Source organism: Rhodococcus spelaei (assembly GCF_006704125.1).
GTDB lineage: Bacteria > Actinomycetota > Actinomycetes > Mycobacteriales > Mycobacteriaceae > Rhodococcus_G > Rhodococcus_G spelaei.
The window spans coordinates 502,007-528,100 of sequence record NZ_VIGH01000004.1; the positions used below are offsets into that span (position 1 = coordinate 502,007).

At 68.3% G+C, this 26,094-nt stretch carries 22 protein-coding genes; 18 read left to right on the forward strand and 4 right to left on the reverse strand.

Going from position 1 to position 26,094, the window contains the following annotated elements; genetic code table 11:
• Nucleotides 1-2: 2 nt before the first annotated feature.
• The gene (locus tag FK531_RS11760; protein WP_142099407.1) at nucleotides 3-1,115 is read right to left on the reverse strand and encodes an N-formylglutamate amidohydrolase; all 1,113 of its coding nucleotides are present in this window, start codon (nucleotides 1,113-1,115) and stop codon (nucleotides 3-5) included.
• Between the two features lie 46 nt (nucleotides 1,116-1,161).
• On the opposite strand from FK531_RS11760, the gene FK531_RS11765 reads away from it, so the two are divergent.
• Nucleotides 1,162-1,995: an alpha/beta hydrolase family protein gene (locus tag FK531_RS11765; RefSeq protein ID WP_142099609.1), complete on the forward strand. Its 834-nt coding sequence runs from the start codon at nucleotides 1,162-1,164 to the stop codon at nucleotides 1,993-1,995.
• 9 nt (nucleotides 1,996-2,004) lie between these two features.
• Nucleotides 2,005-4,380, forward strand: coding sequence for a serine/threonine-protein kinase (locus FK531_RS11770; protein ID WP_142099409.1), 2,376 nt, complete (start codon nucleotides 2,005-2,007; stop codon nucleotides 4,378-4,380).
• Here FK531_RS11770 and FK531_RS11775 read toward each other — a convergent pair.
• On the reverse strand, nucleotides 4,347-6,389 hold the full coding sequence (locus tag FK531_RS11775; protein WP_142099411.1) for a prolyl oligopeptidase family serine peptidase: 2,043 nt from the start codon (nucleotides 6,387-6,389) through the stop codon (nucleotides 4,347-4,349). The genes FK531_RS11770 and FK531_RS11775 overlap by 34 nt on opposite strands.
• Before the next feature lie 118 nt (nucleotides 6,390-6,507).
• On the opposite strand from FK531_RS11775, the gene FK531_RS11780 reads away from it, so the two are divergent.
• The 9 genes from FK531_RS11780 to FK531_RS11820 all read left to right on the forward strand — a co-directional run bounded on the left by FK531_RS11780 (nucleotide 6,508) and on the right by FK531_RS11820 (nucleotide 16,366).
• A complete protein-coding gene (locus FK531_RS11780) occupies nucleotides 6,508-7,269 on the forward strand; it encodes a TetR/AcrR family transcriptional regulator (RefSeq protein WP_142099413.1) in 762 nt (253 codons plus the stop codon).
• 317 nt (nucleotides 7,270-7,586) lie between these two features.
• Complete coding sequence (locus FK531_RS11785; protein ID WP_142099415.1) at nucleotides 7,587-8,780, forward strand: ABC transporter substrate-binding protein; 1,194 nt, start codon at nucleotides 7,587-7,589, stop codon at nucleotides 8,778-8,780.
• 16 nt (nucleotides 8,781-8,796) lie between these two features.
• Nucleotides 8,797-9,672, forward strand: a complete 876-nt coding sequence (locus FK531_RS11790) for a branched-chain amino acid ABC transporter permease (RefSeq protein WP_142099417.1) — start codon at nucleotides 8,797-8,799, stop codon at nucleotides 9,670-9,672.
• Nucleotides 9,672-10,721, forward strand: a complete 1,050-nt coding sequence (locus tag FK531_RS11795; protein ID WP_142099418.1) for a branched-chain amino acid ABC transporter permease — start codon at nucleotides 9,672-9,674, stop codon at nucleotides 10,719-10,721. Before FK531_RS11790 ends, FK531_RS11795 begins: the two co-directional genes overlap by 1 nt.
• Nucleotides 10,718-11,494 carry an ABC transporter ATP-binding protein gene (locus tag FK531_RS11800; protein WP_142099420.1) on the forward strand — a complete coding sequence of 259 codons (777 nt, stop codon included), beginning with the start codon at nucleotides 10,718-10,720 and terminating at the stop codon, nucleotides 11,492-11,494. The genes FK531_RS11795 and FK531_RS11800 overlap by 4 nt, the downstream gene beginning before the upstream one ends.
• Complete coding sequence (locus FK531_RS11805) at nucleotides 11,491-12,204, forward strand: ABC transporter ATP-binding protein (RefSeq protein WP_142099422.1); 714 nt, start codon at nucleotides 11,491-11,493, stop codon at nucleotides 12,202-12,204. The genes FK531_RS11800 and FK531_RS11805 overlap by 4 nt, the downstream gene beginning before the upstream one ends.
• Before the next feature lie 5 nt (nucleotides 12,205-12,209).
• A complete protein-coding gene (locus FK531_RS11810) occupies nucleotides 12,210-13,853 on the forward strand; it encodes a class I adenylate-forming enzyme family protein (protein WP_142099611.1) in 1,644 nt (547 codons plus the stop codon).
• Nucleotides 13,854-13,991: 138 nt separating this feature from the next.
• Nucleotides 13,992-14,738 carry a PaaX family transcriptional regulator C-terminal domain-containing protein gene (locus FK531_RS11815; RefSeq protein ID WP_142099424.1) on the forward strand — a complete coding sequence of 249 codons (747 nt, stop codon included), beginning with the start codon at nucleotides 13,992-13,994 and terminating at the stop codon, nucleotides 14,736-14,738.
• Nucleotides 14,735-16,366: an acyl-CoA dehydrogenase family protein gene (locus FK531_RS11820; protein WP_142099426.1), complete on the forward strand. Its 1,632-nt coding sequence runs from the start codon at nucleotides 14,735-14,737 to the stop codon at nucleotides 16,364-16,366. Before FK531_RS11815 ends, FK531_RS11820 begins: the two co-directional genes overlap by 4 nt.
• Before the next feature lie 136 nt (nucleotides 16,367-16,502).
• Here FK531_RS11820 and FK531_RS11825 read toward each other — a convergent pair whose 3' ends face one another.
• Both FK531_RS11825 and FK531_RS11830 read right to left on the reverse strand, forming a co-directional pair.
• Entirely contained in the window at nucleotides 16,503-16,856 is a 354-nt protein-coding gene (locus FK531_RS11825; protein WP_142099428.1) for a transglycosylase family protein, read from the reverse strand.
• A 204-nt stretch (nucleotides 16,857-17,060) separates the two neighbouring features.
• The gene (locus tag FK531_RS11830; RefSeq protein ID WP_142099430.1) at nucleotides 17,061-18,089 is read right to left on the reverse strand and encodes an alpha/beta hydrolase; all 1,029 of its coding nucleotides are present in this window, start codon (nucleotides 18,087-18,089) and stop codon (nucleotides 17,061-17,063) included.
• Between the two features lie 673 nt (nucleotides 18,090-18,762).
• On the opposite strand from FK531_RS11830, the gene lpdA reads away from it, so the two are divergent.
• The 7 genes from lpdA to FK531_RS11865 all read left to right on the forward strand — a co-directional run bounded on the left by lpdA (nucleotide 18,763) and on the right by FK531_RS11865 (nucleotide 26,044).
• Nucleotides 18,763-20,175 (forward strand): dihydrolipoyl dehydrogenase, encoded by a 1,413-nt coding sequence (lpdA, locus tag FK531_RS11835; RefSeq protein WP_142099431.1) that lies wholly within the window; start codon nucleotides 18,763-18,765, stop codon nucleotides 20,173-20,175.
• 374 nt (nucleotides 20,176-20,549) lie between these two features.
• Entirely contained in the window at nucleotides 20,550-21,809 is a 1,260-nt protein-coding gene (gene urtA / locus FK531_RS11840; RefSeq protein WP_142099433.1) for an urea ABC transporter substrate-binding protein, read from the forward strand.
• A 64-nt stretch (nucleotides 21,810-21,873) separates the two neighbouring features.
• Complete coding sequence (gene urtB / locus FK531_RS11845; RefSeq protein WP_142099435.1) at nucleotides 21,874-22,758, forward strand: urea ABC transporter permease subunit UrtB; 885 nt, start codon at nucleotides 21,874-21,876, stop codon at nucleotides 22,756-22,758.
• On the forward strand, nucleotides 22,755-23,864 hold the full coding sequence (urtC, locus tag FK531_RS11850; RefSeq protein WP_142099437.1) for an urea ABC transporter permease subunit UrtC: 1,110 nt from the start codon (nucleotides 22,755-22,757) through the stop codon (nucleotides 23,862-23,864). The genes urtB and urtC overlap by 4 nt, the downstream gene beginning before the upstream one ends.
• Nucleotides 23,861-24,685 carry an urea ABC transporter ATP-binding protein UrtD gene (gene urtD / locus FK531_RS11855; protein ID WP_142099439.1) on the forward strand — a complete coding sequence of 275 codons (825 nt, stop codon included), beginning with the start codon at nucleotides 23,861-23,863 and terminating at the stop codon, nucleotides 24,683-24,685. Before urtC ends, urtD begins: the two co-directional genes overlap by 4 nt.
• Nucleotides 24,669-25,361, forward strand: a complete 693-nt coding sequence (urtE, locus tag FK531_RS11860) for an urea ABC transporter ATP-binding subunit UrtE (RefSeq protein ID WP_142099441.1) — start codon at nucleotides 24,669-24,671, stop codon at nucleotides 25,359-25,361. Before urtD ends, urtE begins: the two co-directional genes overlap by 17 nt.
• A complete protein-coding gene (locus FK531_RS11865) occupies nucleotides 25,361-26,044 on the forward strand; it encodes a GntR family transcriptional regulator (protein ID WP_142099443.1) in 684 nt (227 codons plus the stop codon). The genes urtE and FK531_RS11865 overlap by 1 nt, the downstream gene beginning before the upstream one ends.
• Nucleotides 26,045-26,094 lie beyond the last annotated feature (50 nt).

A 26,094-nucleotide genomic window follows, 5' to 3' on the forward strand; every position in this document is an offset into this window, starting at 1 on the left:
CGTCAGGCTCGGGTGCGGTACCGGTCCCAGCTCGCCTTGCAGGCCCGAGCCAGCAGGTCGACACGGTCGATGTCGGGATCGGGCCACCCCACCCCGGGCGCAGTCAGTTCGCGGGTCAGCTCGGGTCCGAGCAGGAACTCGCGGCGGAACTCGGCCTGCACCGCACCGAGCGCCACGCCCGCCACCGCCGCGCGCGGCGCCAGTTCGCGGAACAGGGCACCGGCTTCGATGATCTCCTGGCTGCCCAGGTACGGCTGGTTCAGCGCAACCGCTTCGGGGCGTCCCACGTCGAAACCCGTGCGGTGGGCCGCGGCCAGCGCCCGCAGCGCGTCGGGGGCCATGGTCACCGGGTTGTCCCCGCGCGGGTTGCCCTGGTGGTCGCCCCGGTTCGACAGCGCGACCACATCCGGCAGCCGGTCCGCGGGGGCGCGCTCGACGTTCACCGCACCGTCCCGGGTGGTCGTGTGATTCATCGTGTCGTGGAACGAGAGCGTGTTGAAGTCCACGGCCGCACCCGACCGGTCCGCCTCGGCGAAGGCGAGGTCGACCATGCGCCCGATCAGTTCGGTGCGGGTGCGCTGGTACACCTCGAGGCCACGGTCGGCGACCTCGGCGAAGGCCGCCGCGAGCCGGCGCAATCCGGCCTCGTCGTCCGGCTCGACGAGCAGTGGGTAGAACGAGAACGTCACCGGTCGGATCGCCTCCACCCCGGTCAGGTCCACCTTGTTGTACGGCCCCGCTGCCCGGACCCGGGCGAACGCCTCGCGCAGGGTCTCGTACAGGTCGTCGGGCTTGGCCCGGTTGGGGTCACGGACCATCCGTGGGTGCGGGTTCTCCACGTACACGATGCGCGGGTCGATCTGCGCCCAGCGCCGCACGATCGGGCTGGTCGAGCAGTCGGTGAAGTCGAACTGCAGCCGCTTGGTGAACTCGGGCGCGAGGAACTGTGCGAGTTCGGCCGGGATCGCGGAGCCCGAGTGCGGGCAACTGACGAGCAGGTCGGCCTCCGCGAGCGCCTCGTCGAGGCTCCGACGGTCGGGATCGGCGTAGAAGATCAGGTCCTCGGGGGTGAAGACGGTTCCGGCGGGCAGGAGCAGCGGGTCAGCAGGCGCCATGAGCGAACCCTATCGGCTGGGGCGTTCGGTGGCGGAGTATGGAGCCGTGGAGACGATTCCGATTCAGGTGCCCGACGGCAGCACGCTCCCGGTCCGGCTCTTCCCCGGACGCGAGGGGGCGCCGGTGGTGGTGGTCTTTCCCGGTCTCGGGGTACCGGGCGGGTTCTACGATCCGGTCGCGCAGGCGTTGGTCGAGGGCGGGTTCAATGCGGCGATCGGTGAGCTACGCGGTCAGGGCGACAGCAGGCCCCGGCCCGGCCCGAACAGTGGATACGGGTACCAGGAGTTGGTGTCGGTGGACTACCCGGCGACCTTCGAGGTGGTGCGGGAGCGGTTTCCCGACAGCACGCCGTACCTGCTCGGACACAGCATGGGCGGCCAGCTCGGGGTGATGTACGCCGCGCGTGCTCGGGGACGCCTCGGCGGGCTGATCCTGGTGGCCTCGGGCTCGCCCTTCCACCGCGGGCACGGTCCGGTGCGCGGCGCCGGCCTGCTGCTCGGGTCGGCGGCGATGTCGGTGACCGCGAACGTGGCGGGATTCTGGCCGGGTGACCGCCTGGACGTCGGTGGGTTCGGCAGGCAGTCCCGGGTGCTGATCTCCGACTGGTCGAGGTTCGCGCGCACCGGCACGATCGAGCCCGCGGGCGCGGACATCGACTACGAGGAGCGCATCGGCAGGCTGACACTGCCGGTGCTCTCGATATCGGTCGAGGGCGACGACCTGGCGCCGAAACCGGCCATCGCGAACCTGGTCCGCAAGCTTCCGAAGGCGGACCTGACGACGTGGCACCAGTCGGAACCGTTGGGCCACAACGGTTGGATCCGCAAGCCCGACAGCACGGTCGAGCGGATCGTGACGTGGTTGCGCGACCGCGAGTGAGAGACGGTCATGGACCCCCCAGCACGTCCCGCGAGTGACGAGACCGTGATCGGCGGCCCCCCGACGGAGCTGGGTCCACCGACGGAGCTGGGTCCACCGACGGAGCTGGGTGTCCGGACGGAACTGGGGCAGGACACGGGGACGCCGTCCACCACGACCACGGGGCCGAGCGCCGGGTTCGTCGTCGACACCGGTGTCGGGAGGTTGGTAGCGGACTGGGAGGACTCCGGTGTCCCATCCGATCTGCGGGACTACCTGCCGGACACGGACGCCGTCCGGCGGGCGGCGTTGGTCGAGTTGATCATGGTCGACCTCGCCTACCGCTGGCTCCGGGTCGGTCGGCCGAAGCGGATCGCCGACTACTGCCTCGAGTTCCCGGAACTGCTGGCCGAGCCGCTGCCACCGGAGCTCGTCTACGAGGAGTACCGGGTGCGGAGGCTGAGCGGGGCGGAGGTCGACCCGAACGACTACGTGGCGGAGTTCCCGTATCAGGCCGACCGGTTCGACTGGCTGCGCGAACACGATCCGCGCACCGCGGGCGCCGAGCAGTTGAGCCTGCCGGGCAGCGACGACCTCGCCGCGGGGCACCGGCTCGACGACTTCGACCTCGTGACCGAGCTCGGGCGCGGGGCGTTCGCCCGCGTATTCCTGGCCCGTCAGCGTTCGATGCAGCGCTGGGTGGCGTTGAAGATCTCCCGCAACGTCGGCACCGAGGCGCAGACCCTCGCCCAGCTCGACCACCCGTACATCGTGCGGGTCTTCGATCAGCGGGTGCTCGAGGACCGACAGCTGCGAATGCTGTTCATGGAGTACGTGTCCGGCGGCACCCTGCTGGACGTGGTGCGCCGGGTTCGCGACGCCCCGCCCGAATCGTGGGGCGGGCAGCTGCTGCTCGACTCCATCGACCGGACCCTCGCACGCAAGGGGGAGATGCGGCCGGCGGAATCCGGGGTGCGCACCGAGATCGCCGCGCTGTCCTGGCCGGAGACCGTCGCCTGGATAGGGCTGCGGTTGGCCGAGGCGCTCGAGTACGCGCGCGAGCACGGGGTGCTGCACCGCGACATCAAGCCGGCGAACGTGCTCCTCACTGTCGAGGGTGTCCCCAAGCTCGCCGACTTCAACGTCAGTTCCAGCGACGTCGTCTCCGTGCCCGGCGCGGCCGGGTCGGTCGCAGGGTCGGTCGCCTACATGTCGCCCGAGCAGTTGGCGGCGGCGTCCGCACCCGCGTCGGCGGCCGCCGCGCGGATCGACACCCGCAGCGACATCTACTCGCTGGGCGTGATGCTCTGGGAGCTGCTGACCGGTTCGCGGCCCTTCGCCGACGCCAAGGCCGGTGAGTCGCTTGAGGTGCCGCTCGCGCAGCGTCGCCGCGGCGTGGACGAGGAGATGCTGGCGAGGTTGCCCGCCGACTGCCCGGCGGCGCTGCGCCGGGTGCTGCTGCGCTCGCTCGAACCCGACCCGGACGACCGGTGGTCGGACGGACGGAAGCTGGCGCGGCAGTTCGCCCTGTGTCTGGATCCGCACGCGCGTGACCTGGTCGACCCGCGGCCCGGCACGGTGCGGGCGAGGCTGTGGCGGTGGGCGCTGCCGGTGCTGTTGGCGGCGATCGGAATCCCCAACGTGCTGGCGGCGGGCTACAACTACTACTACAACAAGGAACTGATCATCTCGACACTTTCGGCCGAGGCGCAGCAGCACCTCGAGCAGGTGCACCTGGTGATCGCCGCGCTGGCGTTCCCGCTCGGGGCCGTGCTGATCGTCGCGTGGTGCAGGCTCGCGCTCACCGTGCCGCGGGGCCTGCGGAAGGGGCAGACCTACGACGGTGCTGTGCTCGGTCGCGCGCGAGCGGCGACGCTGAACCTCGGGCACCGCACCGTCGTGGTCAGTTTCGCGCTGTGGGTGGTGGCGGGGGTCGCGTACCCGGTCGCGTTGCAGATCGCGGCGGGCGGCATCCCGCTGCGGGCCTACACCCACCTGCTCGCCTCACTGGCCGTGTGCGGAGCGGTCGCGGTGGCCTACCCGTACTTCATCCTCACCTATTACTCGGTCCGGTGCCTCTATCCGATCCTGTTGTCGCACGGGGAGATCCGCAGTGGCGACGGACGTGACATCCGTGCCCAACGCAGGCTCGGCACCCGCTACCTCGCCGTCGCGGCGTCGGTTCCGCTGATCGGGGTCGCGGGTCTGAGCTTCGTCGGCGCCGACCGGGGCGGCGCCGTGAACGTGACGGTCCGGGTGCTGTGCCTCGGCGGCATCGCCGCGTTCATCGGTGTGTACCAACTGTTCCGGCGGATCGAGTCCGACCTGCGCGCGCTCTCGCGGGTGGCGACCCTCGGCGTGCCGGGTGGTGGTCAGCCGCCGAGCACCTCCCAGAGGAACGTGTAGGTCAGCGCCGACTTGAACGCCAGCTGCGCGTTGTCGGCGGCGCCGCCGTGGCCGCCCTCGATGTTCTCGTAGTACCAGGCTCGATGCCCCTGCTCCTCGAGCAGTGCCGCCATCTTGCGGGCGTGCCCGGGATGCACCCGGTCGTCGCGGGTGGAGGTCGCGATCAGCACGGGCGGGTAGGCGCGGTCGGGATCGGTGTTCTGGTACGGCGAGTACTTCGAGATGAACTCCCACTGGTCCGGGTCGTCCGGGTCGCCGTACTCCGCCATCCAGGACGCACCCGCCAGCAGCAGGTGGTACCGCCGCATGTCGAGCAGTGGGACCTGGCAGACGATGGCGCCGAACAGTTCCGGGTAGCGGGTGAGCATGACGCCCATCAGCAGGCCGCCGTTGCTACCGCCCTGCGCGCCGAGCTGCGCGGCGGTGGTGACGCCGCGCGCGACGAGATCGCGCGCGACGGCCGCGAAGTCCTCGAACGCCTTGTGCCGCCCCGCTTTCAGGGCCTGGGTGTGCCAGTCGGGACCGTACTCGCCGCCGCCGCGGATGTTCGCGACCACGTAGGTCCCGCCGCGTTCGAGCCACCCCAGGCCCATCGCACCGCTGTAGCCGGGCAGCATCGAGTTCTCGAAGCCGCCGTACCCGTACAGCAGGGTGGGACCGGGCCCGGTGCCGTCGCGGCGGACCACGAAGTACGGGATGGCGGTGCCGTCGTCGGACGTCGCGAAGTGTTGCGCGACGGACAGATTCGTCGCGTCGAAGAACGACGGCGCCTGCTTGAGTTCCTCGACCGGTTCGCCGACGTACCCGTGCAGCAGTGTGGCGGGGGTGAGGTACCCGCTGGAGTTCAGGAAGAACTCGTCGGACGAGGTGGGGTCCACGTCCAGCACGTCGGTGGAGGCGAACTCCCCGATGTCGTCCAGCGGGGTGTCCGTCCAGCCGTCCGGCCCGGGGGTGAGCACCCGCATCCGCGTCTGCACGTCCGACAGCGTCACCAGCAGCAGATGGTTGCGAGTCCACACGTACTGCTCGAGCGAGGTGTGCGGGTCGGGCGCGAACAGCACGGTCAGGTCCCGAGACCCGGCCACGTAGTCCGCGTACCGGGCGGCGAGCAGGGTGCCGGCCGGATGGGTGGTGCCGTCGACGGTCCACGGCGACCGGGTGCGAATCAGCAGCCACTCGCGGTGCGCGGACACTCGGGCGTCCTCGGGGGCGTCGAGCCGGATCAGGGTGCCGTCGCGGGTGATCTCGTACCGCTCGGTGGAGTAGAAGTCGATGGCGCGTTCGGCGAAATCTCGCTCGAAACCGGGGGTGCGGTCGTGCCAGGCCGAGACCGCGACATCGGTGTGCTCGCCCTCGAACACCACATCGGCGTCGCGAACGTCGGTGCCCCGGCGCCAGCGGGCCGCGATGCGCGGGTAACCGGAATCGGTGAGCGAGTCCAGGCCGGTGTCGGTGCCGACGTACACGGTGTCGAGGTCGATCCAGTCGATGTCCGTCTTGGCCTCGGGCAGGACGAACCCCCCATCGTCGACGGCGACGAAGTCGCGTCGGATCAGGTCGAATTCGCGGATCACGACGGCGTCGGCACCACCGCGGGACATGCTGATCAGGGCTCGGGTCTGGTCGGCGTCGTCCTCGGTCCGGAGCACCTGGGCGCCGGACCAGACCCAGTTCTCGCCCTCGGCGGCGGCGACGGCGTCCAGGTCGACGAGGATCTCCCAGTCCGGGGAGTCGGTGCGGTACGAGTCCATGGACGTCCGCCGCCACAGTCCGCGGACGTGGTCGGCGTCGCGCCAGTAGTTGTACAGGTACGCGCCGCGGCGGCGGACGTAGGGAATCCGCGCATCGGTGTCGAACACGGCGCGGATGCGGTCCCGCAGATCGGTGAAGGCGGGGGTGTCCGCGAACTCGGCGACGGTGCGGTCGTTGCGCGCGCGGACCCAGTCCAGGGCGGTCTCGCCGGTGACGTCCTCGAGCCAGAGATGGGGATCGTTCGGATCGGAAGCCATTGTTCATTGATACCCCGGCCGTCATGGCCTCGGGTGGGTGGGCGTCATCCGTAGTATCATTTGCGGGTCAAGCAAGCGTTAGATAGGTGAACGCGCGACAGGTGGATGGGGGCGACGGGTGACCTCGGGTCGGCGAGAAGAGATTCTGTTCCACGCTGCGAAGCTGTTCGGGGCTCGCGGCGTTGCCGCGACCACGGTGCGCGACATCGCAGACGAGGTCGGGATCCTCTCCGGCAGCCTCTACCACTACTTCGGCTCGAAGGACGCGATCGTATTCGAGATCGTGACCGCGTTCCTGGGCGATCTCAACGAACGCTATTCGTCCACGCTGGTGCCGGGGCAGACCGCGCGGGAACGACTCGATCACATGGTGGCCGTTTCGTTCGAGGCCGCTGCCGACCATCCCTTCGCGACTGAGATCTACCAGAACGAAGGCGCGCTGTCGTCTCAGCCGGAGGACAGCGCGATTTCTACGGCGGTGCGCCGCGCCCACGGTTACTGGGCCGCCGCCATCGAGGAGGGCGTCGAATCGGGGGAGCTTCGCGGCGACATCGACCCCCAGCACTTCCATCGCATGCTTCGCGAGTCGGTCTGGTCCACAGTGCGTTTCAATCGGGCGTCGCTCGCGCGAGATGCCGAGCGTCTGCGCCACGACCTGATTGCGGTGTTTCTCGACGGATTCGCGGCCGCGGGGCCCGCGGGATCGGTGTCGGCCAAGCCGTCGCCGGGTCCGGTGCGGCAGGCGGAGCTTGCGGAACGCGCCGCCGCCTCCTCCTCGACGGAGGGCGGCGTGGACGCGTCCGAGTTCGCGGACCTGCGACGCGATGTCCGTGACCTCAAGGCCGCGATCCGCGAACTGCGTCTCCTCCAGGGGAACTGAGCTCGGCCTGTTACCGCGGGCCCCGGGTATTCGGGGTCGTCTGCGAACTCATGGCGGCACGCCCGGCGTTGTCGCCGGCACCGCGTGCCCCGATCGGCGCACCCGAGTCCGGGTATTGCCCCGCAGACTGCAGGGGATATGTGGGGCGATGAGCCGGCGCACTCTTTGATTCGACAACGTCCCGACCTGCGTATTACGCACCGACGACGGGGCGCGTTGACTTGCGATTGTGACCTACGGCATACTCTGCCTCACTCAATCAATCAAGCACTTGCTTGATTGACCAAGCGCTTGAAGGTTTCGGACGGGAGTTGATTGTGAGACTGGGAAGGCTCGCCGCCCTGGCGGTGACAGCCGCAGTGGGAACGCTCGGCGTCACGGGATGCGCATCCGCGGGTGAGATGTCGCCCGAGGAGATCGTGATCGGCCTCGACGAGGACTCGACGGGGCCGGGTGCGTCGTACAGCACGATCGCAGGGAGCACGGTGCGCCTGGCCGTCGACCTGGTGAATGCAGACGGCGGCATCAACGGCAAGCCGGTGCGCCTGGCCGTCGAGAACGACGAGTCCAGCCCTACCAAGACGCCGTCGATCATCCGCAAACTCGTGGACGACGGCTCCAGTGCAGTGCTGCTCGCCACCGGCTCCGGTTCGGTGATCCAGGCCAAGTCGGTGCTGCAGCAGTCCGAGATTCCGGCCATCGCGCCTGTCGTGCTGTCCGACGCATTCGCGAACAAGCCGGACAACGGCTACTCGTTCATGATTCCGAACTCCCTCAAGCAATACGCCGAGGTGTATTGCGGTGCGTTCGAGAAGATGGGCTACAAGACACTCGGCATCCTCGGCGACGCGAGCGCCTCGATCGACGGCATCATCAAGACGCTGCGGCCCGCGCTCGAGAAGTGCGTCACCGTCACCGCGGTCGAGAAGGCACCCGTCGACGCCGCCGACCTCACCGCGCAGGCATCCCGGGTCACCGGCACCAAGCCCGACGCGATCCTCGTCGCCAGCATCGGCGGCCATTTCGAGATCCTCGCGCACAACACACTCGCGAAGATCTACCCGGCCGCGCAGCGCTTTTCGCTCGCCTCGATCGGCAACCAGCCCAAGTCCTGGGCGCTGGCCGACCCGGGTGCACTCACCGGCATGGTCTACATGGGCAGTCTCAGCGCGAACAACCCGCGCACCGCGGTCCTGGCCGACGAGATCCGCAAGGTCAAGGGCGCCGACTACCAGCTGACTGCGTATGACGCGCAGGCGTACGACGCCGTGATGATGCTCAAGCGAGCCTTCGAGATCGCGGGAGATCACACCGACCGGACCAAGGTTCGCGATGCGCTGCAGCAAGTATCGGGTGTGCCCGCGACGTTCGGTCAGGAGGGCCTGACGCTGTCGTACGGCCCCGACGACCACCTCGCGCCGGACAGCCTGTGCGGCCTGGTGCTGGTCGAGTTCGGGCCCGACAACAAGCCCGACGGACCGTGGGCGTCCTACCAGCCTCCGTGCGGCTGAGGAAGGAGACACAATCATGACTGACGCACAACTCTGGCTCGCCGCTCTCGAGATCGGCGCATTCTTCTCACTCATCGCCCTCGGCATGTACCTCGTGGTGGTGGGCGCGGACTTCTTCAACTTCGCGATGGGCCCGTACGCGATGGCCGCCGCGATGGCATGCAGCTTCGTCGTGGTCGACCACGGCGTTCCGCTGTGGCTCGCGCTGCTACTCGGCCTCGCAGTGGGCATGGCGTTGTCGGTGATCACCGAGAAGCTCGTGGTCCAGCAGGTCCAGAAGCGTTCCGGGCGAGGCGAACTGCCCGCGCTGGTCGCGGTCACCGCGGTGCTGTTCGCGGTGCAGCAACTGGCAGGCACCATCTTCGGTCGCACCCCGCTGCCGGGGCAGAAGCTCTTCGACTTCCAGCCCGTCACCGTCGCCGGTGCCACTGTCGACAGTTCGTCGATCGTGCTGATCGCCGGCACCGCGATCGTGTTCGCCGCGGTCGGCCTGTGGCTGCAGATCTCGCAGACCGGACGGTTGCTGCGCGCGGTGGGCGACAACCCCGAGGCGGCTCGCGTGCTGGGGCTGCCGGTGAATCGGGTGCGCCTGGTGGCGTTCACCGTCGCCGGCCTGATCGCGGCGATCGCCGGCCTGCTGTTCGCGTCCAAAGCCGGTGTGCAGTTCACCAGCGGTCTGTCGTGGACACTCACGGCGTTCATCGCCCTCGTGATCGGCGGTACCGGCCGCAGCTGGGCGCCGCTGGTCGGCGGGCTGCTGCTCGGCTTCGTTCAGGTGTTCGCGCCGTACTACTTCGGCGCCAGCGCCGCGCAGACCGCGATCCTGTTGATCGCGTTGGTGTTCTTCGCCTTCCGGCCGGAGGGCTTGCTCTCTAGGAAGGTGCGCGTCTGATGACGACCGACATGTCACTCGAGGCCGCTGCCGCGGCACCCGACGCCGCATCGCCTCGGGCCGGACGCCCGTTCGCCGGCGTTGCGGTCGAAGCGGGCATCACGCTCGCGGTCGTCGCGGCGGTGCTGGCGTGGATGGGGCCGAGCCTGTACCGACAGGACCTCGTCTTCCTCGCCGCCACGTACTCGCTCATCGCGCTCGGCATGTACATCCCCTTCGTGATGGCCGGCTCGCTGTCGATGGCGTACAGCGCGTACGCCGCGATCGGCGCGTACGCCGTCGCCCTCATCTCGGTGAAGACCGGTCTGTCGATGTGGTGGGGCTGGGTGATCGGAGCCCTGGCGGCCGCGGTCGTCGCGGTGGTCCTCGCGCTCGCGACGCAGAAGCTGTCCGGCTTCTACCTCGCCGCCGTCACGCTGCTGTTCGGAGTCGCCTTCGAGCACTGGCTCATCGACGGGCCCAGCTTCACGGGCGGCTCGGCCGGCATCTCGGGTGTCGAGGCCGTCAGCCTGTTCGGTTGGCAGCCGCCGCGGTACACCCTGGTGGTGCTGGCGATCCTGTTCGTCTGCGCGATCGCGGTCATCGTCGACCGGCTCCGCAAGTCGGTGTGGGGTCTGACGTTGCGCGCTGCCCGCGACAACAAGAACGCCGCGCGCTCGTCCGGGGTGAACCCCGCGCACCTGACGGTGGTCGCGCTGGCGATCGGTGCCGCCATCGCGTCGACCGGCGGCTCGCTGTTCACCGTCTCGGTGCAGGCAGTCACGCCCGAGACCTTCACGCTGAGCATCGTGTTCCTCGCGATCTTCATGCCGATCATCGGCGGTCGCAACAGCGCGTGGGGAGCCCCGCTCGGTGCGCTGATCGTGGTGATCGTGACCCTCAACATGCCCGGCTACCAGGGCAGCGGTGAGCTGCTGCTGGCGATCGCGGTGTTGCTGATCCTCGTCATCGCCCCCGGCGGCGTGATCGGGTGGGTCTCCGCGGCATTCGGTCGTCTCACCGGTTCGACGAAGTCCGGCTCGGTCGAGGAAGGAAGTGATCGCTCATGACCGGCAGCGTGCTGCTCGAGGTCTCCGGGCTCACCAAGAACTACGGTGGCGTCCGCGCCGTCGACAACGTCTCGTTCACCGTCGCGCCCGGCGAGGTCGTCGGTCTCGTCGGCCCCAACGGCGCCGGAAAGACCACGCTGGTGGACTGCATCTTCGGCACGCAGAAGGCCGACGCCGGCACGGTGACGCTGTCGGGGCGGACGCTCGGTGGGGCGAGTGAGAAGCGTGCGCGGCAGGGACTGTCACGCACCTTCCAGCACCCGCAGTTGGCGCTGGAGTTGAGTGCGGTCGAGAACATCGTCCCCGCGCTGTACGGACGGCGGATGAGTTCGCCGCTGCACTCGCTGTGGTGGGCGCTCAAGGGGCCGTTCGAGAACTGGGGCGCCACCGCGGACCGTGCCCGCGCGGTTGCACACGAGTACTCGATCGACGACACCACCAGCGCGTGCGGCGAACTGAGTCTGGGCGGCCAGCGCCTGGTCGAGGTGGCGCGGGCCATGGCGACCGATCCCCAGGTACTGCTGCTCGACGAGCCGTTCGCGGGCGCAGACCACACCGGGATCGCCGCGATCGCCGGCGCCGTGCGCAAGATCCAGGCACAGGGTCGCGGTGTGGTGTTGGTCGATCACAATGTCGATCTCATCGCCGAACTCGCGACCACCGTCGTCCTGCTGGACTTCGGTTCGGTCGAGTTTCACGGCGCACCCGCCGAATGTCTCGCGAGCGACGCGATGCGAGAGGTGTATTTCGGGGCAGGAGAGGAAAACTCATGACCACGCTCGACGTGAAGGACCTGCGGGTCCGGTACGGCTCGGCCGTCGCGGTCGACGGCGTCTCGTTCACGGCCACATCCGGTACGGTGACCGCGATCGTCGGCCCCAACGGTGCGGGCAAGTCCAGCCTGTTCGGGGCGGTGTACGGCTCCGTCCGCGGCACCGGTGAGGTGTCGGTGGACGGCCACTGTGTCGACTCGATGTCGGCGCTGCAGCGGGTACGCGAGGGATTCGCCTACGTCCCGCAGGGCCGGCAGCTGTTCATGAAAATGTCGGTGCTCGAGAACCTCCAGGTGGGCGCCGACCTGCAGGGCCTGAAGAAGGACGCGATCGAGTCGGCGTTCGAACGGTTCCCGGTGTTGCGGGAACGTGCGCGCAGCTACGCGGGCGTGCTCAGCGGCGGAGAGCAGCAGATGCTGGTGCTCGGCCGGGCACTGCTGTCGACGCCGAAGGTCCTGCTGCTCGACGAGATGATGACCGGACTCGCTCCGAAGATCGTCGCCGAACTGCGTGCGCTCGTCGGTGATCTCGCGGCGGAGGGTGTCACGGTGCTGGTGGCCGAGCCCGCCCTGGCGACGTTGAAGTCGGTGGTGCAGCGCGGCTACGTCATGCAACGCGGCCGGATCATCGGAACCCGGTCCGACGCCGACTCCCTCGACGCCGCCTACAAGCAGTCGATGGGCCTTCTGGAAACTACGGTGGGAAAGTGAGCTCGATGGGGAACATCACCACGACACTCGACATCGCGGTCGGCGACTTCGCTACCGCGCCCGAGAGGTTCGCCGACCTCAGCATCAGTGAGCTCGTGCGGCACTGGGCGCTCACCATTCCGGATCACCTCGCGTTCATCACACCCGAGGTCCGTATCTCGTGGGCCGGCTACGACGCGACCGCCGACCGGATCGCGTCCGCGTTGTCGGCGCTGGCCGAGCGCGACGGCGACGGCGAACCCGGCGCGGTCGCGCTGTATCTGCCCGACACCATGGTCTTCCACGCCGCGTTGATTGCCGCTTTCCGGACCGGCCGCATCGCAGTGGGTATCGGATCGCGTTCGGGGATCAAGGAAGTGGCGCACCTGACGACGCGCGCCGACTGCCGGGTCCTCGTCACCGCGCGCACGTTGCGCGGCCAGGACGTCGCACCGCTCGTCGCCGAACTGCGTGAGCGGACCGGCGGCCCGGAGTACGTCGTCTACGTCGACGATCTGGGGTCGGTGGTGGTCGAGGACGCCACCGGGACGCAGATCGAGGTGGCCGACCGGCGGTTCGAGGCGACCAGCCCGCGTTTCGGTATCCGGGACGTGTCGATGCTCAACTCCACGTCCGGCACCACCGGCCTGCCCAAGCTGGTGACCCAGACCGAGCACCGCTGGATCGCGTTCTCGGAGGTGGCGAGGCGCGCGGGCAACATCACCGGTGACGACGTCTTCTTCGGCGCGGTCCCGGCGCCGTTCGGCTTCGGACTGTGGACCTCGCACTTCCTGCCGGCGCTGCTCGGCGCGCCCAACGTCGTCCTCGAGCGGTTCAGCGCGGACACCATGATCGACCTGCTCGAGCGCGAGCGGGTGACCGTCTTGAACTGTGTCAGCACGCAGTTCAAGATGCTGCTGCGTTCCGACCGTGGCCGCGACGCGGACCTGGGTGCCCTGCGGGCGATGTTCACCGGCGGTGAGGCGGTGCCGTACTCGGAGGCCCTCGCGTTCGAGGAGCGCACAGGGGCGGCGGTGCTGCAGTTCTACGGCTCCAACGAGACCGGTGCGGTGAGTGTCACCACCGTCGACGACGACTCCGACACCCGCCTGCGTACCTGTGGGTACGTGCTCGACAACATGCAGGTACGCGTGTTCGACGATGCCGGCGTCGAGGTGCTCGGCAACGAGCGGCGCGGCCAGCCCGGGGTGAACGGCCCGCTGATGTGCCACGGCTACTGGGACGACGACGCGGCCAACGCCGAGCTGTACACCGACGACGGCTGGATGCTGTTGGGCGACATCGTCGAGATCGATGCCACGGGACGCGTCCGGGTCGTCGGCCGCAAGGCGGACATCATCATCCGCGGCGGCAAGAACATCTCGGCCGTCGAGGTCGAGGAGTTCGTGCGCGCCCACCCGGCGATCACGATGGTCGCGGTCATCGGTGTGCGAGACGAGTTGTTCGGTGAGAAGGTGTGTGCGGTCGTGGTTACCAGTGACGGCCGCGAGTTGACAGCGCCCGAGTTGGCGGCATGGCTAGGTGCGCAGGGCGTCACCCGTGAGTACATCCCCGAACACGTGGTGGTGGTCGAAGACCTGCCGCTCGCGCCCGGTGGGAAGGTTGCAAAGGCGGCGGTAGCGGCCATTGCGGAGCAGCGCCTTCGCTGAGTGATGTCTGCGGAATCCCGCACACCGGTTCGGCTCGTCGCGGGTCCACGTGCGGGCGGGGTGGGGGTTCCCATTCCGTGCGCGGAGTGTTACAAACTAAGAACAGCCGTTCGGAATTTGTAACGTCGAGGGGGTGCCATGCCGGTACGCACGCTCGCCGAGCTCGCGCCGCCGATGACAGCACGGTCGGTGGTGCTCAGCCTGTTGCTCGGTATCCGCCCGGCGCGGATGCCCGGTCGGGAGATCACCCGCATCGGCGAGCTGTTCGGGATCGCCTCGTCGACGATGCGGGCCGCGCTCTCCCGGATGGTCGCGGCCGGCGACCTGGTCTCGACGGACTCGATGTACCTGCTCGGCGCCCGTCATCTGGAACGGCAGGCGCTGCAGGAGGCGTTGGTCAACCCGCGGCGTACCCCCTTCGACGGCGGCTGGGACATGGTGGTGGTCGTGGTGTCCGGTCGCGAGGCCGGCGCCCGCGGCGCGCTGCGCATGATCCTCGCCGAGCATCGGTACGCCGAACTGCGGGAAGGGGTGTGGATGCGCCCCGCGAACCTGGCCGGGCACGACCTGCCGCCCCTCGACGAGGTGCACCGGTTCACCACCGTCCCGGAGAACGCCGACGCGCTGGTCGCGCAGCTCTGGGAACTCGACACCTGGGCAGCCGAGGCCCGGCTGGTCCTGGCCGCGCTGACGGTGCCGGAACAGTCCGAGGCGCGGTTCATGGCCGCAGCGGCCGCGGTGCGGCACCTGCGAACCGACCCGGCGTTGCCCGACGAGCTGCTGCCGGAGAACTGGCCCGCCGACGAATTGCGGTGGGCCTACGACGACTACCGCGCACAGTTCGCCGAACTGAGCATGCGTGAGGAAGTGGAGGACAAGCCGTGAAGACGCACGAGGTGACCAACCAGGTTCCGCCGCTGGTCGACTACGACACCGCCGGGCATCCGCTGTTCGACGAGATCCTCACCGCCGCAGGCGCCGCCGACGCGCTCGCCGAGGTCCACGAGGTGGGCACCCTCGCCGGCAGCGCGTACGCCAAGGAGCTCGGCGACCGCGCGGAGGCCCACCCGCCGATCCTGCGCACCCACGACCGCTACGGAAACCGGGTCGACCGTGTCGACTACGACCCCGCCTATCACGACCTGATGCGGCACGCGGTGGAGTTCGGTCTGCACGGGGCCGCCTGGCGCGACAACCGTGACAACGCACACCTGATCCGGGCCGCGAAGTTCACCGCCTGGCAGGTCACCGACGCCGGGCACGGCTGCCCGGTCTCGATGACCTATGCCGCGGTTCCCGCGCTGCGCGCCGACGCGAAGCTGTCCGCCGAGTTCGAGCCGCTGCTGAGCAACGACCAGTACGACCCGTCCGTCGCGCCGACCGCGCTCAAGCGGGGCCTGATCGCCGGCATGTCGATGACCGAGAAGCAGGGCGGCTCGGACGTGCGGGCCAACACCACCACGGCCACCCCGCAGCCGGACGGCAGCTACCGGATCGTCGGCCACAAGTGGTTCACCTCGGCGCCGATGTCGGACATCCTGCTCACCCTGGCGCAGGCGCCCGGCGGGCTTACCTGTTTCGTGCTGCCCCGGGTGCTGCCGGACGGCACGATGAACTCCATTGCGCTGCAGCGACTCAAGGACAAGCTCGGCAACAAGTCCAACGCCAGCAGCGAGGTCGAGTACGACAATGCGATCGGGTGGCGGCTCGGGGACGAGGGCCGTGGCGTGCGGACCATCATCGAGATGGTCAACATGACCCGCCTGGACTGCACCCTCGGCACGTCGGCGTTGATGCGGGAGGCGGTCGGCCAGGCTGCCCATCATGCCGCACATCGCAGCGCGTTCGGCGCGGTGCTGATCGACAAGCCGTTGATGCGCAACGTGATCGCGGATCTCGCGGTCGAGGCGGAGGCGTCCATGACCGTCGCGCTGTGGCTGGCGTCGCAGACGGACGCCGCGCTGCGTGGCGACGAGCGGGCCGGGCTGCTGCGTCGTCTGGGCCTGGCGGTGTCGAAGTACTACGTCTGCAAGCGCGGGCCGGGACACGCCGCGGAGGCGCTGGAATGCCTGGGCGGCAACGGCTTCGTCGAGGAGTCGGGGATGCCGCGGCTGTACCGCGAGGCGCCGCTGGGGTCGATCTGGGAGGGCAGCGGCAACGTCGCAGCGCTGGACACGCTGCGCGCGCTGGCCAAGCAACCCGAGGTGCTCGGCGTGTTCTTCGACGAACTCGACTCCGCCGCTGGATCCGACGCCCGCTACGACGCCTACGTCGCCGCTCTGAAGGCGCAGTTCGCCGACCTGGACAACCTCGAGTACCGCTCCCGGATCGTCGTCGGCCGGCTGGCGTTGGCGCTGCAGGGCTCGCTGCTGGTGCGGTCGGGGAACCCGTCCGTCGCCGACGCGTTCGTCGCCACCCGGCTCGCCGGCGACTGGGGCACGGTCTACGGCACCCTGCCCACCGGACTGGACCTGACCCCGATCATCGACCGCGTCATCCCGGTAGCCACGTAGTCCCACGCCCGCACGACCTTTCGGAGCTTCGTGCAACGCACACTCGGGCAACTGCTGTGGTGTTCGTGGACGCCCTGCCGAAGAACTCGGTCGGCAAGATCCTCGAGCGGCGACTGCGGGCGGGACAGCGGCCTCGTCAGAGGTTTCGGCCGCACACGGGCCAGGCGCCGGGGCCCTGTCCGTCGAGAACCCTTTCGGCCACGCGAATCTGCTCATCGCGTGACGCGTGCTGCGGACTTCCCGAACCGCCGTACTCCGCCCACGTGCTCTGGGTGAACTGGAGGCCGCCGTAGAAGCCGTTGCCCGTGTTCGTCGACCAGTTCCCACTGCTCTCGCAGGCGGCGACGGCGTCCCAGTTGTGGGTGGCGGCGCTGGCGGGGCCGGCTGCGAGCCCCACCGCGACAGCGGCGAGTGCGCCTGACGCGACGAGGGTTCCGAGCGTCCGGGAGAGCGTGCGGGTGCCGGTGTGGTGGGTACGGGTGACGATCATCGATGTGGTTCCTTGCCTGGCTGTTTCGTGGTCGACTCGCGCGGTTCGGTGAGTCAGGTCACAGATTCCCGGCAGGGACGGCCGGCGGCGACGGCAGATGTACCGGGGGCCATACCTGCTTTGCCGAACTCGGGTACCCGGTCCCGGACGTGAAACGGCCCCCGCACCAGCGCGTGGTGCGGGGGCCGTTGAGCTTCGGCGGACTTACAGGCCGATGGACTTGGCCAGCATCGGCCACGACTCGTGCAGGTCGTCCTGCCAGTAGCCCCACGAGTGGGTGCCGGCCGGGCGGTAGTCGAAGTTCGCGGGGATGTTCAGCTGCTCCAACCGGCCCTGCAGGTTGTGCGTGCACTGGTTGACCGCGGCCTCGATGAGGCCGCCGACGACGACCTGGTTGGCGAGGGTGCCGAGCTGGCCGTTGATCCCGGGGCTGGTGAGGGTGTCGTGATCGCCGGGAAGCCCGGTGGACGAGGAGACGAAAAGCTCGATGCCGCGCAGCTTCTCGGCGTTGACGACCGGGTCGTTGGCCTTCCAGCCCGGGCCGTCGAACGGTCCCCACATGTTGGTCGCGTCGGCCCCGCCGCGCGACTCGACGACGGTGCGGATGTAGAACTGGCCGGCCTCGGTGCTGGTCTCCGCGCAGCCGCTGTAGGCGCCGACGCTCTTGTACAGCTCGGGTGCGGCGATGGCGAGGTTGAGCACCGAGGTGCCTGCCATCGAGATGCCGGCGATCGAGTTGACGCCGGTGGTGTCGAAGGCCTTGTCGATGATCGGGGGCAGTTCCTTGGTCAGGAAGGTCGTCCACTTGTTGCGGCCCAGTTCGGGGTCGTCCTTCTGCCAGTCGGTGTAGTAGCTGAAGGCGCCGCCGATCGGGGTGACCACGTTGACGTTCTTGTCCTTGAAGAAGTCCATGACGTCGGTCTGCTTCTGCCAGGTCGCGCGGTCCTCGCCGCCGCCCGCGCCGTTGAGGAGGTACAGCGTCGGCCGCGGCACGCTGGTGTCGGCCGGGGTGATCACCTCGACCGGGATGACCCGGTCCATTGCCGCCGAGTACACCTGTGCGGTCACCTTGCGGGACCCGCTGTCGTCGATGCGCTCGAGCTTCGATCCCGTCGTGGTCTCGGTGCTGGGGTCGGCGTGCCCGATCGCGGGCGCGGCCAGCATCGGAAGGACGGTGCAGGAGACGGCGGCCGCGAGCAGTCGGGCGCGGCGGGACGAGGTCCGAAGACGCATGGTGGAGGCCTCACAGTTCAGTTCGGTTCGGTGCGGGCGCACGGGTGCGCACGCTCATCCTTTCTACCGGAATTCGACACCGTCCAGCCACCGCTGGCAGGCAACATAAAAGAAGTCGTAAAGCACCATTGCTTTGTGTAACTACCTGCTTTACCGTGTGTGCCGACACACATATACCCGGGTTGTGTCGTGGATTACACACATGGAGGAGTTCGATATGGGCAGCACCACCATCACCGAGGTCGTCGACTTCGCATTCAGCCTGCTGAACCAGGTCGTCAAGTTCACCAGCTGATTTCAGCCAGGTAGCACCAGCTAGGACCTTCCGCGCCTGCCAATGGGTAGGCGTGTCGTACGAAGTGAGGACAACGCAATGGGAAGCATCACCAACGGTGTCGGCGCCATCAGCGGCCTGCTCGACCTGATCACCCTGGTCGCCCCGCAGATCATCACCGGCTCGCTCTGACTTCTCGGTAGCAGCTACCGGTCGACAAGGCCGTGGACCCGCTCCTGACGGGTCCACGGCCGTCGTCGATTCTGGCCCCTGTTGGTGCCGCACGGCAGGCGTTTGCGAGGACTTTCGCAGGATCGGCGGATCGGGCCCGTATCCCTACCGGCAGGTAACCGGACCGTCCCGGGACGCCGAATCGGCACGGGACTACCCTGGGGAATCGTGACCTCACACTATGACGTCGTTGTCCTCGGTGCCGGTCCCGGTGGTTACGTCGCTGCTATCCGCGCGGCACAACTCGGACTGAAAACCGCCATCATCGAAGAGAAGTACTGGGGCGGTGTCTGCCTGAACGTGGGCTGCATCCCGTCCAAGGCACTTCTGCGCAACGCTGAGCTTGCGCACATCTTCACCAAGGAAGCCAAGACCTTCGGCATCTCGGGGGAGGCGTCGTTCGACTTCGGCGCCGCCTTCGATCGCAGCCGCAAGGTCGCGGACGGCCGCGTCAAGGGCGTCCACTTCCTGATGAAGAAGAACAAGATCACCGAGTACGACGGTCGCGGCACCTTCACCGGTCCCAAGGCGATCGACATCGCCCTCAGCGCCGGCGGCACCGACTCGGTGACCTTCGACAACGTCATCATCGCCACCGGCAGCACCACCAAGCTGCTGCCCGGTACCTCGCTCAGCCGCAACGTGGTCACGTACGAAGAGCAGATCACCACCCGTGAGCTGCCCGCGTCGATCCTCATCGTCGGCGCCGGCGCCATCGGCATGGAGTTCGGCTACGTGCTCAAGAACTACGGCGTGGACGTCACCATCGTCGAGTTCCTCGACCGTGCGCTGCCCAACGAGGACGCGGACGTCTCCAAGGAGATCGAGAAGCAGTACAAGAAGCTCGGCGTCACCATCAAGACCGGTGCGGCCGTGCAGACGATCGAGGACGACGGCGCCAAAGTGACCGTCGCGATCAAGGACAACAAGTCCGGTGTCGTCGACACCGTCGTCGTCGACAAGGTGCTGCAGTCCGTCGGCTTCGCCCCGAACGTCACCGGCTTCGGCCTCGAGACCGCCGGTGTGGCCCTCGACCGCGGCGCCATCGCGATCGACGAGCGGATGCGCACCAATGTGCCCGGCGTCTACGCCATCGGTGACTGCACCGCCAAGCTGATGCTCGCTCACGTCGCCGAGGCGCAGGCCGTCGTCGCGGCGGAGACCATCGCCGGCGCCGAGACGCTCGAACTCGGCGACTACCGGATGATGCCGCGCGCGACGTTCTGCCAGCCGCAGGTCGCCAGCTTCGGACTCACCGAGGAGCAGGCGAAGGCGGAGGCGACCGCCCGCGGATCCGACATCAAGGTCGCGGTGTTCCCGTTCACCGCCAACGGCAAGGCGCACGGACTCGGCGATCCGACCGGCTTCGTCAAGCTGATCGCGGACACCGAGCACGGCGAGCTGCTCGGCGGTCACCTGATCGGTCCCGACGTCTCCGAGCTGCTGCCCGAGCTGACCCTCGCCCAGAAGTGGGACCTGACGGTCAACGAGCTCGCGCGCAACGTGCACACCCACCCGACGCTGAGCGAGGCGCTGCAGGAGGCCATCCACGGCCTCGCGGGTCACATGATCAACTTCTGAGCCAGCTCCGCTGCCCGCGAGTACTTCTGGTGTCCCACGGGGCCAGAAGTACTCACGGGCCGCGTGCGGTCGCGAACGTCCCCGGCTTCGGCCGGGGACGTTTTTCGTTTGTGCAGCACGATGGTTCGGCGATGAGTCGCCGGGCGGTGGCCGGTGGCGCTCCGACGCGCCACAGCCGAGCCTTTCCCAAGTCCGCGTGAGGACTTGTTCACGCCGATGCAATCTGCGAAATCAACTGGTGACTGAGAGTCATTCCGGCGCAACAACGGCCGAATACTGTCTGCCCCTATCGAATACCGCGTTGTATACGCGGTTCGGATACAGGGCTTCCCAGAACTTTCACCTCGCACGTTCATCGACGGAAAGGCTCGTACATGCGTACCTTCTCGAAGCGCACCCTCGCCGCGCCGGCGGCGCTGGCCGCCCTCGGTCTGGTGCTGACCGGTTGTGGCAGCAAGGCGTCCGACAGTGCGGCCGACGCCGGTTCGGCCGCCTCGTGCGTGGACACCTCCGGGTCGACCGTCAAGGTCGGGTCGCTGAACTCCCTCTCGGGCACCATGGCGATCAGCGAGGTCACCGTCCGGGACTCGATCGCGCTGGCGATCCAGGAGATCAACAACTCCGGAGGCGTGCTCGGCAAGCAGATCCAGGTGGTCGCCGAGGACGGGGCGTCCGAGCCGACGGTGTTCGCGGAGAAGGCCGAGAAGCTGATCAGCAGTGACTGTGTCGCAGCAGTTTTCGGTGGGTGGACCTCCTCGAGCCGCAAGGCGATGCTGCCGGTGTTCGAGGACAGGAACTCGCTGCTCTACTACCCGGTGCAGTACGAGGGCCTCGAGGACTCGAAGAACATCTTCTACACCGGCGCCACCACCAACCAGCAGATCATCCCCGCACTGGACTACCTCAAGCAGAAGGGCGTCAAGTCGCTGTACCTGGTGGGCAGCGACTACGTCTTCCCGCAGACGGCGAACCGGATCATCAAGGCCTACGCGGCGGCCAACGGCATCGAGATCAAGGGTGAGGACTACACCCCACTCGGTTCGACCGACTTCTCGACCATCGTCAACAAGGTGCGCGCAGCCGGTGCCGACGCCGTGTTCAACACCCTCAACGGTGATTCCAACGTCGCCTTCTTCCGTGAGTACAAGAACGTCGGGCTCGAGCCGACCAAGATGCCGGTCGTCTCGGTCTCGATCGCCGAGGAGGAGGTCGGCGGGATCGGCGTTCAGAACGTCGAGGGCCAGCTGACCGCGTGGAACTACTACCAGACGGTCGACTCGCCGGAGAACAAGAAGTTCGTCGAGGCGTACAAGGCCAAGTACGGGCAGAACAAGCCGACCTCCGACCCGATGGAGGCCGCGTACACCTCGGTCTACCTGTGGAAGAACACGGTCGAGAAGGCGAAGTCGTTCGCGACCAAGGACATTCAGGACAACGCCGACGGGGTCAGCTTCGACGCCCCCGAGGGAACGGTCACCATCGACGGGTCCAACCATCACATCACCAAGACCGCCCGGATCGGTGAGATTCGCGGCGACGGCCTGATCTACACGATCTGGGACTCGGGTCAGCCGATCAAGCCCGACCCGTACCTGACGTCGTACCCGTGGGCCGAGGGCATGAGCAAGCAGTAGGGTCCCGCTCCCTCCGCCGGCGACCTGCGGCGGAGCCGACTAGTAGAGAGGTTGGGCATCTTCGATGGATGTCGTGATCGGACAGTTGTTCACCGGGCTCAGCATCGGCTCGATCCTGTTGCTCGCCGCGCTCGGACTGTCGCTGACGTTCGGACAGATGGGCGTGATCAACATGGCCCACGGCGAGTTCATCATGGCCGGCTCGTACACGGCCTACGTTGTGCAGCAGGTGGTCTCGAGTGCCTCGGGTTCGCTCTTCCTGTCCCTGCTGGTCGGCTTCGTCGTCGGCGGCGCGATGGGCGTCGCGCTCGAGATGTTGCTCGTCTCCCGCATGTACCACCGGCCCCTGGACACCCTGCTGGTGACCTTCGGGGTCGGACTGATCCTGCAACAACTCGCGCGTGACATCTTCGGCGCGCCCGCGGTGAACGTCATCGCGCCGCAGTGGCTCTCGGGCGGCGTCGACATCCTCGGCGCGATGGTACCCAAGACCCGCATCTTCATCATGATGCTGGCCGTGGCGGCGGTGGTCGCACTCTCGCTGGCGCTGGCGCGTACCTCGATGGGCCGGCGTATCCGCGCAGTGGTACAGAACCGGGACCTCGCCGAGACGAGCGGAATCTCCTCCCGCAGAACCGATGTCACCACGTTCTTCATCGGTTCCGGGCTCGCCGGTGTGGCGGGCGTTGCGCTCACGCTGATCGGGTCGACCAGTCCGACAATCGGGCAGAGCTACCTGATCGACGCCTTCCTCGTCGTGGTGGTCGGCGGACTCGGCCAGATGAAGGGCGCGGTGATCGCCGCCTTCGCGCTCGGCATCCTCAACTCGTTCGTCGAGTACTCGACCACCGCCTCGATCGCGAAGGTCATCGTCTTCGTCGTCATCGTGGTGTTCCTGCAGGTGCGGCCCCAGGGCCTGTTCGCCGTCAAGACAAGGAGCCTGGTGTGAATCTCCTGACCGGTCCCCGAACACGGGTGTGGGGTGGCTTCGCCCTCGCCGCAGTCGTGCTGTTCGGCCTCGCGCCCGCACTCCTGAGCGACTTCCGACTGAATCTGCTCGCCAAGTTCCTGTGCTTCGCTCTGGTCGCCGTCGGCATCGGGTTGGCCTGGGGCCGTGGCGGAATGCTCACCCTCGGGCAGGGTGTGTTCTTCGGCATCGGTGCCTACGCGATGGCGATGCACCTGAAGGTGGCCGACGCGGAGCTCAAGGGCCAGGCGGTGCCGGACTTCATGGCGATCGCGGGCAAGACCGAACTTCCCGGGTACTGGCAGCCGTTCGCCTCGCCGTACGTCGCGATCGCGGCCGTGCTGCTGCTGCCCGCCGCCGTCGCATTCCTGCTCGGCCTCGGCGTGTTCAAGCGCCGGGTCAAGGGCGCGTACTTCGCGATCCTGTCCCAGGCGTTGGCCGCCGCGTTCGCGATCCTCCTGGTCGGGCAGCAGTCGATGGGGGGCAGCAACGGGCTCAACAGGTTCCGCACCTTCTTCGGGTTCAACCTGAACGATCCGGCGAACAAGCGGATGCTGTTCTTCATCGCCGGGGCGGTACTGCTCGCCGCGGTCGCGCTGATCCGTCAGCTGATGCAGAGCCGCTACGGCGAACTCCTGGTCGCGGTCCGCGACCAGGAAGAGCGGGTCCGCTTCCTCGGCTACGACCCGGCCAACGTCAAGCTCGTCGCCTATGTCGTTGCGGCCTTCCTGGCAGGCATCGCCGGTGCGTTGTTCGTCCCGATCGTCGGCATCATCTCGCCCGCCGACATCGGCATCGTCCCGTCCATCGCCTTCCTGATCGGAGTGGCGATCGGCGGCCGAGCCACCTTGCTCGGGCCCGTCCTCGGCGCGATCGGGGTGGCCTGGGCGCAGTCCGCCTTCTCCGAGAACTGGCCGTCGGGCTGGATCTACGCCCAGGGCCTGATGTTCGTCGTCGTGGTCGGCTTCTTCCCCGCCGGAGTGGCCGGGCTGTTCGCGTTGGCGCGCCGTCGGCGACGCGTCCGGAACCTGCCCGATCCCGCGGCGTCCGCAGTGGAAGCCCTCGAACCAGTGAAGGTGCCGTCATGAGCGAAACCGTCAAGTCCCCCACCCGGGGAGGCAACGCCGGGATGTCGAGCGAGTATCTCGAGGTCCGCGACCTGAGGGTCACCTTCGACGGCTTCCCCGCCGTCGACGGTGTGGACCTCACCCTGATGCAGGGTGACCTCCGGTTCCTGATCGGCCCCAACGGTGCAGGAAAGACCACGCTGGTCGACGCGATCACCGGACTCGTCCCCGCCACCGGCTCCGCCACCAAGTCGGGTGTGGAGTTGATCGGCAAGAAGGTCCATCACATCGCCCGGCTCGGAGTCGGGCGCACGTTCCAGACCGCCAGTGTCTTCGAGGAGCTGACGGTCCTCCAGAACCTCGACATCGCCGCCGGCGCAGGGCGATCCGCGCTGACGCTCTTGCGCCGACGCAAGAGCGTGCTTCCCGAGATCGAGGAGGCGCTCGAGACCACCGGGCTGACCGGGCTGCGGGACGCGCCGGCCGGGATTCTCGCGCACGGACAGAAGCAGTGGCTGGAGATCGGCATGCTGCTCGTGCAGAACTGCTCGGTACTCCTGCTCGACGAGCCCGTCGCGGGCATGAGTCTCGAGGAGCGCGAGGAGACGGGAAACCTGCTGCGGCGCATCGGCGGTGAGCGGACCGTCGTCGTCGTCGAGCACGACATGGACTTCATGCGTGCCTTCGCCACGTCGGTGACCGTGTTGGCGGCGGGGAAGGTGCTCTCCGAGGGCACCGTCGCGCAGGTCCAGGCGGACCCGAAGGTTCAGGCGGTCTACCTCGGGACCGCAGCGGCAACGAACCACGACGACACGGAGGCCGATCATGCTCGAGCTCATTGACATCCGCGCCGGCTACGGACGCACCGAGGTGGTGCACGGCGTCTCGCTGAGGGTTCCGGACAGCGGTGTCGCCGCCGTGATGGGGCACAACGGTGCCGGCAAGACCACCCTGCTGCGGGCCGCGGTCGGGCTGATCAAGGTGAACTCGGGTCGAATCGTGTTGGGCGGGGAGGATGTGACCGGTCTTCGGCCCAGTGCCCGGGTGGCGCGCGGACTGGCGTACGTACCGCAGGGCCAGCAGTCTTTCGGACAGTTGACCACCGCCGAGAACCTCCAGGTCGTCGCCGACGGACGCAAGCGCGGCAAGGCCCTGATCGCGGAGGCACTCGACCTGTTCCCCGCATTGACCACGCTGCTGGACCGTCGCGCCGGACTGCTCTCGGGCGGCCAGCGTCAGCAGCTGGCGATCGCCCGCGCGCTGATCACCGAACCCAAGATCCTCATCCTCGACGAGCCGACGGAGGGCATCCAGCCGAACGTCGTCGCCGAGATCGAACGCACCGTCATGGAACTGACCGCGCGCGGCGACCTCGGGGTGCTGCTGGTCGAACAGCACATCGGTTTCGCGCTGCAGTCGGCCCAGCACTACAGCGTGCTGGCATCGGGGCACGTGACCTCCACCGGCAGCGGCGGCGCCGAGTCGGCCGCCGCCGTCCGAGACGCGATGGCAATCTGATGCCCGGCCCCCTGCGCGAGCAGGTGTACCGATCGCTGCGCGCGGACCTGATGAGCGGGCGCCTTGCCCCGTCCGAACGCCTCGGAGAGGAACGACTCGCGGACATGTACGGAGTCTCGCGCACCCCGGTGCGGGAGGCGCTGGCCCGTCTGCAGTCCGACGGGCTCGTCGAGCGCGACCAGCACGGCCTGTTCCCGTACCGGCCGCGTCTCGACGAGTTGGGTGACCTGTACGAACTCCGGATCATGCTGGAGCTGGGCGGGATCCGCCGGATCCTCGACGGCGGTGAGGGCGCGCACGACGCGGACGTGCTCGGCCCCGAGCTCGACTCCTGGTACGTGCTCCGCAAGACCGCCCCCGAACCGGACGCCGGATTCGTGGTGCTCGACGAGCGGTTCCACACCACGCTGCTCGCGTCCTCGGGAAATCCGGCGCTGTCCGACGCCCTCGCGAGCGTCAACGCGAAGGTCCGCCCGGTGCGGATGTTCGACTACCTGACCTCGGACCGGATGAGCGCCACCGTCAACGAGCACATCGCGGTGGCCGAACTGGTCCTCGACGGTCGGCTGCAGCAGGCCCACGACGCGCTGCTGGGGCACATCGACGAGTCCCGTGTGGTGGTCCTCGGCCGCGCGCAGCAGGCCCTGTCCATGGCCCGGATGGCCAACGCCGTGCGCGACTGACCCTCGCCCCAGGCCGAACCGACCCCCCCCTTGTCTGAAGAAGGACATCG